A 10,764-nucleotide genomic window follows, 5' to 3' on the forward strand; every position below is an offset into this window, starting at 1 on the left:
CCACGCCAGTACGACCAGCCAATAGCAGCGGTCACCGTGGAGTGGTCCACCAAGTCGTAGCACGCCACGGCACCCCCGCCGACCAGACACTCGGACACAGCAACACCCACGTAGCCAATCGCGACTTCGTGGGTGTTGCAATTAATTAGGAATCGTTGTTGATTCGTTCTGTGATATACCCAAAGCAACGAGTAGGCCGTCATGGACAACAATCCACGTGATGTCGCTTCTACCTAGACCGCGAACGGTAGCGTTACGTTGGGCTTATGCTTGCTGGCCGAAATTTGCCACGCCCCGCATGAACCGCACCATAAAGTACGTCCCACGCTGGTAGTCCCTGACCCGCATGCTTTCGTTAGGCGCATGCGCCCCCGAACCGAAGTACCCACAGCCGACCGCAACAATGGGTGCGTGGATCACCGCGTCCATCTGGGCTTCTGGGCCGCTGCCAGCGCTGTTCGGAATCACCCGCACTTTGCCTTCACCGTAGACCGCTTCAGCCACCCGTTCGGCCTCCTTGAAAAATGGTGAATCAATGTCGGACCGGAACGCCTCCTCAGCTAGGTTAAAGTGCATCTCCACATCCTCAAAGCCGTTTTGATCCAGTTGGTGCCGAATCATTTTGTATACCGTGGCTGCGTCCTGCCCCGGTACAATCCGACAGTCAATCTTGGCCTTTGCGTACCGCGGAATGACGGTCTTCACCCCGCTACCGTTATAGCCCGCCTCAATACCGTTAATCGTGATGGTTGGTGCAGTGACGCTGGCCGTCTTGGGGTCGTCGGTCGTGAACGGCGTGCGCATCCCCGTACGCTCACGAATACCATCCGCATCAAAGTCCATCTTGGTAATCGCGTCCCGTGCAGACTGGCTGATGGGTTCAATATTATCGTAATACCCGTCAACTTTGATGTGCCCATCCGCAGTGCGAATTGAGTTCAATGCCTGCACCATCCGCCACGCCGCGTTGTCCACGTACGCCGCCATCGAGGAGTGCATATCCACGTCGGCCGTCTGAACACTCATATCAAAGGCGCTACAGCCCTTCACACCACCAGTAATGGTAAAGTGGCCCTGCTCGTTGATACTACCGCCTTCCCAGACGCATACGTCGCAAGCCATATCGGCCTGGTGGGCCTGCACGTAATCATTAAAGTGAATGGACCCAATTTCCTCCTCGCCCTCGACCACAAACTTAATGTGGCAAGGATAGCCGCCATGATCGTACATGTATTGCATCGCGGTGATGCGGGACATCAGTTCACCTTTGTCGTCACCGATTCCGCGAGCCCGAATCGTACCGTCATCCTCAAAGGTTGGTTCGAATGGCTCCGTGCGCCACTCTTCAATCGGTTCTGGCGGCTGCACGTCATAGTGGTTGTAGAACATGATGGTGCTGTCGCTGGCACCCTCGAATTCAGCAAAGACGACCGGGTTACCGCCCTGGTCACTCCACGCTTCCACGCGTGTAGCCCCAATGGATGCAAACTTGTCCTTGATCCAAGCAACGGTTTCGTTAATACCTTTGCCCTGCGCCGAAATGCTCGGAATCTTCACGTACGGCGCTACCTCCGGAAAATAGTCCATTGCAAACTGCTCAACGGCCGCCTGCTCTTCGGGACTGTTAATTGCTACTTTGGTTTCTGTCTTAGTTTCTGTCATGTGTATATCCTCCTTGAATGTTTAATCCTACTTGTTTGCAAGGTAGACACCGCGCCAGCCTGGGGTGCCGCCGGCGGGGTTGTCCACATAATTCTTAATCTTAGTGTTACGAAGGTACGTTGTTGAAAGCTGGTACAGAGGAATTACACCCTGATCCTTCATCAGAATTTGCTCTGCATCAATCATTTTGTTCCACCGTGTACTGTCATCGGCCGTAGTTTCGGCAGTATTCATATCGTTATCGTACGTAGCGTTGCTCCAATCACCAAAGTTGTAACTGTTACCCGTCTTAAACATGTCGAGGAACGATGCCGGGTCTGCATCCGGACTCCAACCTGAAACGATGATGTCAAAATTACCGCTTTGTAGGTACTTAACTCGGGTCGCCTTTGGTACTTTCTTAATGGTCAGCTTGAGACCCTTGAGGTTCTTCGTCCATGTATTTTGTAGGTACTGAACGATACTGTCGTGCGTATCATCATCATCGGAGGTCACGGTTAGATCAAGACTAGTTGCGCCAATTTGTTTCATACCCTTATCCCAGTAGTCTTGCGCGAGTTTCTTATCGTAACTGACACCACTGTCAGCAGTATTCTTGTTGTATGCTGCCTGGGCAAAATCCTTGCCCTTATAACTACTAATTCCTTGAGTCACAACCCCAAGTGGCACCGTGGAGCCATCGTTGAGCACGTTGTTAACAAATTCCTTCCGGTTAATCGCTAATGATAGGGCCTTGCGAATATACACATTGTTAAATGCCTTCTTGGCCATATCTGAACTAGGAGATTTCTGGTTGACCTGGACAAAGTAGTTTGCTCCACTCTTAACCTGTTTGAAATCCTTGTTATTCTTTTCGTTTTGTACTTGGTTGCCGATTAGCGTCGTTTGGTCAAGTTGACCAGATTCAAACATGTTGAGACCAGTGGTTGCCTCTTTAACCACCTGGTACGTAACATCGTCAATGTGTATGTTGCCCTTGTTCCAGTATTTATTGTTCTTAGCCAGCGTCCAAGAATCTCCTGACCCATTCCACTTTTTCACTGTGTATGGGCCTGAGTAGCCAACTTTAGTTGAATCAGTTCCATACTTGTCCCCGTATTTTTCAACCATTTTTTTCTCAACTGGCATAAATTCTGCATTTCCCAGCATCTGTTCAAATGTTGCCATTGGGTGATCCATCTTGACCACTAGTTTGTAGTTACCATCTGCCGTGACACCCAGCGTAGAAACATCCTTCTTGCTGGAGGTGATTGCGTCCGCATTCACAATCCCCGAAAAACGGTAGGCGTTCTCCGCTGCTGTCTTAGGATTAACTTCTCGTTGCCACGAGTATACGAATGTCTTGGCCGTGATAGGCGTGCCATCAGCCCAGTACGCGTCCTTCCTAATATTGAAAGTGTAGGTTTTGCCGTCAGCGGACTTGGTCCAACTTTTCGCAATTCCGGGCTCCACCTTATTATTTTGACCGATGGTGATGAGCCCCTCTTCAGTATTGTTAATTACCTCGCCACTAGTAGTTTCGATACAATGGGCTGGATCCAAAGTCTGTAAGTCACTCGCGATAGCCACGCTAATTTTGGATGTAGTTGATGCGGACGTCTTTGAACTACATGCCGCCGTCATCAATGCCACCGAACCCACTGCGACCGCCACGCTGACCACCTTCTTCACGTGATCAAAACGGTGCCTGCTAATACTGGATGTATGCATAATATTAACCCTCATTTCGTTATACCAGACTAAAATCGACGTTCGCCGTGCTGATAAACTTGCTTATCGTCCTGGCGAATTGCGTTGATATCCGCGATGGGATTCTCATTGATTACAATAAAGTCAGCAAACTTACCCGGCTCCATCGTCCCGTAATCGGCATCGACCCCAATCAACTCAGCTGCATTCTTCGTTGCAGCATACAAGGTATCCTGCGGAGAAACCCCGATTTTGTTTACCATCAGGTCCAACTCATTCCAATAGCCCTCTTTAAAATCATTAAACGGTGTACCCGCATCCGTGCCCGTTGCCATGGGTACCCCTTTACGGACAGCCATGCGCATGTTGTCATAGAACGCCTGGCTAAACTCAGTGGCCTTGCGCGTCATATGTTCAGGAATCTTACCGGGACCCTTCACCACTATTGCCTCAACCGCATTGAGCGTTGGTACCAAGTACACATGATGTTCAACCATGAACCCAGCTTCGCTTTCATCGATATAAATACCGTGTTCAATTGAGTCAATTCCCGCTTCCAACGCTACCCGGATACCTTCTGTACCCTGAGCATGTGCGGCTACTTTGCGTCGACGAGCATGTGCCTCACGGATTGCCACCCCAATTTCTTCCGGGGTAAAAGCAACGTCTCTGGGATCATCCCCTTTGGACATCACGCCACCGGTCGCCATCACCTTGATACAGTCCGCACCATTTTTAAAGGCCTGCCTAGTAGCCTTCCGCATCTCATCAGGCGAATCAACGAGGTACGAATCGCCATCCTTATGGTCAGCACCATCTCCATGGCCGCCCGTGATGCTCATTGCACGCCCTGCCGCCACAATACCAGGAGTAGGAAAGCCGTAACGGTCGTGATTATTACGAATCTTGATGTCTACATCGTAACTAGTACCCAGATTACGTACATAAGTAATACCAGCTTGAATTGCATCACGTAGATTTTTGATGGCCATCATGGTCGTTGTGGCCTCATTGTCTGGACCATCGGTGGTGTGAAATGCATCCGCCCCGACATGTACATGGCAGTTAATCATTCCCGGCATCACGTATTGTCCGTGAAAATCAACCTCATGGTCCGCCGGTGCCGGCGATCCCGTTCCTGATGCAACCACGCGACCAGTCATATCGTCGACACTGAACCACGAGTTCGGCGTAAACCCATCATGCGCACCATCAAAGAAATTAGCGTTGGTGTAATTCGTTGTTGTCATGTTATTTATCTCCCTCTACGTTCGTTTGCCTGATGCCAAAATTCAGGTTAAAAACCGCCATCACCCCGTTTTCAGGGTACAAAAAATGACGCCCGCCCATTAATCCACTAATGGGTGACCGCCATTCTCCGCGATTAGGCAGAAAATGGCACCAAAATTGTTATTGGAATACGCCCAGACGGCGCAGAACACACGACTAGCATTTCTGCTAGCAACGCCTACCTACCGCAACAACAACGCTGCGTTAGTCGTGTTCAACAACAATTTTGGTGCCACAAAGTTAATTTTAAGCATAAAAAATACCCCCGCCGGCAATATGTTTTGCCGGGTACTTGCGTGTAGCCACAACTCTCAGTGGTCTACGGTGACGTGACTCATCCGGCGATCAAAAGACCGCCCATAGGTGAATTACAACGCACGCAAGCACAACAACGCGGAGGCAACCTGGTTGTTCTTTACTTCGTTAATTCGTGATACTACTGTGACTGACATCTGACATTGAGTCATGATCATTGCCCCTTTCGCTGTGGAAGATTTGGTCCTCTTGATGAGGATGGAATTATCATACGGCTTATAAAATTAGAAGTCAACCGTTATTTCACATTTTGTTATCAAAATACTCATACAAGCCATTAATTATCCCATCAAACCTTTGCCCCGCGCGGTTTAAGGACGGCATTAATCTTGATTATCCCAATCCAACGGTATGTCTTCGCCCAATGCCACCTGTCGCGTACCCCGTAAACGGTCCATAGGGTGTGCCAGCCAATGTTGGGCAAAGGTGGTATCCATAATCCAGTCACGGATGTGTTGCTCGTCCACCATTAGCGGCATCCGGTCGTGCACCGCCCCGACATCTTGGTTGGGGTTAGTGGTCAGGATGACCCCGCGTGGCCCATCCGGGTAGTCCCGAATAATACCCGCCAAAAAAATTACTTGCTGATCAGAACGATCAAAACTAAACCGTTCGTGGCTGGGATTCCATTCGTAGAAAGCATCGCTCGGGAACACGCAGCGATGCGCCAAAAAGGCGTCCCGAAACATCGGCTTATCCAGCACCGTTTCTGCACGTGCGTTAATGACAGGCCGGCTGCCAGCAAAGCCCGGGAAGCCCCACTTAACGGCGCCCAAGGTCATCCGGTCACCTTTGCGAGTTACCACCGCCATGTTATCCCCTGGGGCCACCTCGCCAGTCTGCACGTTGATCCCTTGCTCGGCCAGTTGCCGGGCGAGCGTCTGGAGTCGCGGCGATCCCTTTACGTTGAATGAATAACGTCCACACATAATTCCACCTCTTGGTAGTTTTAGAAGGCAGTTCCCTGCCATTCCCAACCGGCACCGTGATAACTGACGACCAGTTGGCCTTCGTCGTGCTGGTCAGCCACCTGAAACAACAGCTGCACCGTCCGTGTTTGGTCAGCGGGCACCACCTGCTGGGACGACAAAGTGGTCAGTTGCGGCATGGCCGCACCACTGTTGTACATCTGAAAATCAGCCAGGTTAATACGCAACTGCTGGGTCCCACGATTGCGCAACGTTACGGTCACCTGCTCCACCTTTGTACCATCTGAGTTACGGCTGGTGGGTGCTCCAACCTTCACCGTCAAATCGTGGGCAAACTTAAGGCTCTGTCCATACTGCACGTCACGACCTACGGCTAACTGATCGTCAGAGGCCGTTGTTTTGCCAGGCTTACGTTGTTCTACCGGCCGTGGTGCGAGCCGACTCGCCGTACGCGCAGCAGTAATCGTGTTATGTAGCATCACACCGGCCCCCGCCCAACTACCGAGGGCGATGAGTACACCAATTCCCAGTAAGGTTAATGGTCGCAATAACGACGCCTGCCGCAACTGGGCGTGCGCGGTCATAAAGGCTGCACCCACAGTGAGTGCAGTCCCGCCCAACCCCAAAATGATAATCATCCACAACCCAGACATATCGACTACCTCCGACAATAATAATTCCGTTATACAATGCCCAGACGTGCTGGTCAATAAATATATCGATTTACTCACCGAAGACTCACGGCCGCTCCTCCACGCAGCCCAACGTAAAGAGGGCATCGCAGCTACGCAAGCCGTGATGTCCTCTATTTATGCCTTGTTGCCAAACGGCGAGCAAAGCATCAATGATTTAAATAATCCCCTGTGCCATCATTGCGTCAGCCACTTTGCTGAAACCGGCGATGTTGGCGCCGGCAATGTAGTCGTGGCCCAGGTCGTACTCGTCCGCAGCATCAGCCGAAGCCTTGAAGATGTGCTCCATGATGCCCTTGAGACGACCATCCACTTCGTCAAAGCTCCAGGACAAGCGTTCGCTGTTCTGGCTCATTTCCAAAGCGGAGACGGCCACACCACCCGCGTTAGCGGCCTTGGCTGGCCCCACTAGCAAACCGGCCGCCTGGTACGCCGCCGTGGCTTCTGGCGTGGAAGGCATGTTGGCACCCTCCGCCACGGCTTTGGCGCCGTTCTTAATCAGGCGTGCAGCCTGGTCACCACTAATTTCGTTCTGGGTTGCACATGGTAGGGCAATGTCGTAGTCGACATCAAAGTCCCAAACGGAGCCCTCATGGTACTCGGCCGTCGATACGCGGTCAGCGTACTCCTTGATCCGGCCGCGTTCAACTTCCTTAATCTGCTTAACTACCTGGTAGTCGATCCCGTTTTCATCGTACACAAAGCCGTTGGAATCCGAGACGGTCAGGACCGTTGCGCCCAGCTCGGTTGCCTTCTGCGTAGCGTACGTAGCCACGTTACCGGCACCAGAAATCTTCACGCGCTTACCAGCGAGCTGTTCACCGTTAGCTTGCAACATGGCGTCCGTGTAGTACAACAGGCCAAAGCCGGTTGCTTCCGGACGGGCCAGGCTACCACCGTAGCTCAGACCCTTACCGGTCAGAATGCCCGCCTGGTACCCATTGAGGCGGCGATACTGGCCGAACATGTAGCCAATCTCGCGGCCACCAACGCCGATATCGCCGGCCGGCACGTCCACGTCGGGACCAATATACTTCTGTAACTCGGTCATAAAGCTCTGCGTGAAGCGCATGACCTCAGCGTCCGACTTACCTTTGGGATCAAAGTCCGCCCCACCCTTGGCACCACCGATTGGCAAAGTGGTCAGGCTATTCTTCAACACCTGTTCAAAGCCGAGGAACTTCACGATGGACAGGTTCACGGTTGGGTGCAACCGCAACCCACCTTTGTAGGGTCCAATCGCACCGTTAAACTGGACGCGGAACCCCCGGTTAACCCGGACGTGCCCGGCATCATCCACCCACGGTACGCGGAACTGGACCACACGTTCTGGTTCAACCATCCGGCCAATCAAGTTGGCATCCACGTACTCGGGATGCTTTTCCAATACTGGGGTGATGGTCTTCAGAAAATTATCGACTGCCTCAATAAATTCAGGTTGGTGCGGGTCGCGTTGCACTAATTCGGCGCGGACCTGCTCCAAATATGTTGTCGCTGCTGTCATAAGGGGGTACCATCCTTTCGTTCAAACCTAAACTTTGAATTAGATACTCTCTCATTTTATCATAGGGACTAACGTTTACAATGCAACCTCTTCAAAAAGTCGACAAAAAGTTACACCGTGTCTTTCCCGCAACGACAACGTTCAAACAGCTTACCTAAAATTTGTAATTCCACGCCGGCGTTTCGGTCGACTTGTAAATCTTCTTAATTAGCTTAGCAATTGACTTCGTCTGGTAGGCCTTAACAATCTGCTTGTACGCCTTCTTATTCTTTTCCTTCTTGTTAGCCACGATGATGTTAATCCACGGCTTGCTCTTCTTGGTGATTGGTTCACGGTAAATGGCCTTTTCTGGATTCAGCTTGGCGTCAACGGCCACTCCGGAGTTGATGACGGAAGCCGCTACGTCGGGCAGGCTCTTCGGTAACTGGGCGGCGTCAATGGCTTCGACCTTGATTCCCTTAGGACTAGACTTAATGTCCTGAGTTGTTGGCAAATCCTTATTGTCCAACTTAATTAACCCGGCTGCTTCCAACAACTGAAGTGCACGCCCCTCGTTGGTCGGATCGTTCGGTACGGACACGGTGTCGCCCTTCTTCAACTGCTTAAGCCCCTTAATTTTCTGGGAGTAAACGGCCAACGGCGCCAGGACGGTCTTCCCAATTGCCACCAAGTTACCGTGGTGCGTCTTGTTCCAGTTATCCAGGAAGTATTGGTGCTGGAACGCGTTCAGGTCAATGTCGCCATCCTGCAAAGCAGAGTTAGGTTTGTTATAGTCGCTGAACTCAACCACCTTAATTTTGATGTGGTCCTTCTGCACCTTCTTATCGACTGCGTCCCAAATACGTTTGTCGGCACCAACAATCCCCACTTTGACCGTGGTGGTTTTCGTCGTCTTGGCGGACGCGTGGTTACTGCCCCAGGCGGCGAGCGTTAAGGCCAAAGCCGCGGTAAAACCGACACTAATAACTTTCTTCAATCCAGACTGCATAAACAATTCCTCCTCATTTGACGGACAACGCGATAGTAAATAAAAAACGCCCACTCCTAACGGTGAAGTTAGAAGTGAGCGGGCCCACGGTACCATTCTAATGCGACCACAATAGTGATCCTCTGCAACGGACAAACATCCGTGTGCACTGTAAAGGGTGCCGACCATCATCGCCTCACATTACTGCTCAGTGTGCCGCTATCATCAAGCCATATTCACGACTACCAGTTGCCCCGTTCGCACCAACCCGGGTTCTCTGCTCAACTGAATCGCCGTTACTCACTTAATCGCGTTTGTAACTTTAAGTTGTCTTCATGATACCACACCGGTTTTTAATGTCAACCATTGCTTTTTAATTTTAGCGTGCTATTTTGGAAGTACATTAACCAACCTGAAAGGATGGTGGCACACTTGGACGAAGCAACCACTTTGCTACAACAGCTCATTCAACTGAACACCGACACCGCCAACGGCCACGAGAGCACCGTTGCTGATGTCTTGGAACAATTATTTACGGACGCGGGCATTGCGACCAAACGTATCCCCTTTGCCGAGGGCCGCGACAACCTAGTCGCCGAATTCGGCGAGGGCAGCCCCGTGTTCGCGTTCGGCGGCCACGAGGACGTCGTCAACCCCGGGGACCTCAGCAAGTGGCAGTACCCGCCGTTCAGCGCCACCATTGATGGCGACCGTCTCTACGGCCGCGGTGCCAGCGACATGAAGTCCGGCCTCGTGGCGATGGCCCTCGCGTTCATCCACCTGAAACAAAGCGGCTTCCCGCACCACGTCCGGTTTATCGCCACCGTGGGTGAAGAATATGGCGCCCCCGGTTCACGTCAATTGACGGAACTCGGCTATGCTGACGACCTCGATGCGCTGGTGCTGGGCGAACCCACCGGTAACGTCATCGAGTTCGGCCATGCTGGTTCGTACAACTATGAAATCACCAGCCAGGGCCAGGCAGTCCATAGCTCGATTCCAGATCAGGGCATCAACGCCACAACCAAGCTAGTCGACTTTGCGGTGGCCGAACGCACCGCCTTTGATGACGCTCCCGTTGACCCCGTTTTAGGCCCACTCGTCCACAGCGTGACCATCCTGCAGGCCGGCGACCAGGTCAACACGATTCCTGGTAGCGCGCGGCTCGCGGGCAACATTCGCCCCACCAAAGCGTTCACGAACGAGCAGGTAACGGCGCGGTTGCAGGAAGTGGTCCAGGCGATTAGTGACAAGGGGCCCGGCACGCTGGAGTTCCACCTGACGCACAGTTTTTACCCGGTCGTAACGGCCAAAGACGGGCGGCTGGTCACCACCGCCAATGCGGGCATCGCTGCGGCTTCGGGGCAGCCGGTGCCACTCGCTACGTTTAGCGGGGCCACCGATGCTTCGGAATTCACCAAGAGTAGCAACCAGTTCGAGACCATCATCTTTGGCCCCGGCAATGAGGACGGCAACGTGAGCCACCAAGTCAACGAGTACGTCAGTTTGACGCGGTTCCACCAAGCCATCAATGAGTACGAACAAATCGCGCGGCATTACTTCGCGTAAACAATTGAACGGCGGCGAGACTTCTGGAGGTCTCACCGCCGTTCTTTTGTGTGGGTAGTGCTGGTAAAGTGGTGGTGGGGTTGCGGCTTTGGTGGTTTCCGGCAGCGTCGGTCGGGTTGGTGAGCTACGGCTTACGTGGGGTACTCC

The 10,764-nt window shown here is 52.4% G+C and carries 8 protein-coding genes; 1 reads left to right on the top strand and 7 read right to left on the bottom strand.

Translation table 11 applies throughout. From position 1 onward, the window contains the following. Positions 1 to 264: 264 nt before the first annotated feature. From LPA02S_RS08735 to LPA02S_RS08765, 7 genes are all read right to left on the bottom strand, one after another. A complete protein-coding gene (locus LPA02S_RS08735) occupies positions 265 to 1,662 on the bottom strand; it encodes a M20/M25/M40 family metallo-hydrolase (RefSeq protein WP_056956350.1) in 1,398 nt (465 codons plus the stop codon). Positions 1,663 to 1,689: 27 nt separating this feature from the next. Beyond that, the gene (locus tag LPA02S_RS08740) at positions 1,690 to 3,372 is read right to left on the bottom strand and encodes a peptide ABC transporter substrate-binding protein (RefSeq protein ID WP_056956351.1); all 1,683 of its coding nucleotides are present in this window, start codon (positions 3,370 to 3,372) and stop codon (positions 1,690 to 1,692) included. A gap of 29 nt (positions 3,373 to 3,401) precedes the next feature. Then, complete coding sequence (locus tag LPA02S_RS08745; RefSeq protein ID WP_054649524.1) at positions 3,402 to 4,601, bottom strand: metal-dependent hydrolase family protein; 1,200 nt, start codon at positions 4,599 to 4,601, stop codon at positions 3,402 to 3,404. Positions 4,602 to 5,279: 678 nt separating this feature from the next. Next, positions 5,280 to 5,885, bottom strand: a complete 606-nt coding sequence (locus LPA02S_RS08750) for an SOS response-associated peptidase (protein WP_056956352.1) — start codon at positions 5,883 to 5,885, stop codon at positions 5,280 to 5,282. Between the two features lie 20 nt (positions 5,886 to 5,905). After that, positions 5,906 to 6,538 (bottom strand): hypothetical protein, encoded by a 633-nt coding sequence (locus LPA02S_RS08755; protein WP_054649528.1) that lies wholly within the window; start codon positions 6,536 to 6,538, stop codon positions 5,906 to 5,908. A 196-nt stretch (positions 6,539 to 6,734) separates the two neighbouring features. Next, complete coding sequence (gdhA, locus tag LPA02S_RS08760; RefSeq protein ID WP_061777626.1) at positions 6,735 to 8,081, bottom strand: NADP-specific glutamate dehydrogenase; 1,347 nt, start codon at positions 8,079 to 8,081, stop codon at positions 6,735 to 6,737. Between the two features lie 154 nt (positions 8,082 to 8,235). Further along, a complete protein-coding gene (locus tag LPA02S_RS08765) occupies positions 8,236 to 9,069 on the bottom strand; it encodes a MetQ/NlpA family ABC transporter substrate-binding protein (RefSeq protein ID WP_054649529.1) in 834 nt (277 codons plus the stop codon). Positions 9,070 to 9,468: 399 nt separating this feature from the next. On the opposite strand from LPA02S_RS08765, the gene LPA02S_RS08770 reads away from it, so the two are divergent. After that, a complete protein-coding gene (locus tag LPA02S_RS08770; protein WP_056956353.1) occupies positions 9,469 to 10,617 on the top strand; it encodes an ArgE/DapE family deacylase in 1,149 nt (382 codons plus the stop codon). The last annotated feature ends 147 nt before the right edge of the window (positions 10,618 to 10,764 follow it).

Origin of the sequence: Lacticaseibacillus pantheris DSM 15945 = JCM 12539 = NBRC 106106, from assembly GCF_001591865.1 — a bacterium.
GTDB classification, from domain to species: Bacteria; Bacillota; Bacilli; order Lactobacillales; family Lactobacillaceae; genus Lacticaseibacillus; species Lacticaseibacillus pantheris.

Bases quoted from the DNA above. Each gene is read 5' to 3' on its own strand.
- LPA02S_RS08740 (WP_056956351.1), bottom strand. From the start codon at position 3,372: ATGCATACATCCAGTATTAGCAGGCACCGTTTTGATCACGTGAAGAAG.
- LPA02S_RS08770 (WP_056956353.1), top strand. From the start codon at position 9,469: ATGGTGGCACACTTGGACGAAGCAACCACTTTGCTACAACAGCTCATT.
- gdhA (WP_061777626.1), bottom strand. From the start codon at position 8,081: ATGACAGCAGCGACAACATATTTGGAGCAGGTCCGCGCCGAATTAGTG.
- LPA02S_RS08755 (WP_054649528.1), bottom strand. From the start codon at position 6,538: ATGTCTGGGTTGTGGATGATTATCATTTTGGGGTTGGGCGGGACTGCA.
- LPA02S_RS08735 (WP_056956350.1), bottom strand. From the start codon at position 1,662: ATGACAGAAACTAAGACAGAAACCAAAGTAGCAATTAACAGTCCCGAA.
- LPA02S_RS08765 (WP_054649529.1), bottom strand. From the start codon at position 9,069: ATGCAGTCTGGATTGAAGAAAGTTATTAGTGTCGGTTTTACCGCGGCT.
- LPA02S_RS08750 (WP_056956352.1), bottom strand. From the start codon at position 5,885: ATGTGTGGACGTTATTCATTCAACGTAAAGGGATCGCCGCGACTCCAG.
- LPA02S_RS08745 (WP_054649524.1), bottom strand. From the start codon at position 4,601: ATGACAACAACGAATTACACCAACGCTAATTTCTTTGATGGTGCGCAT.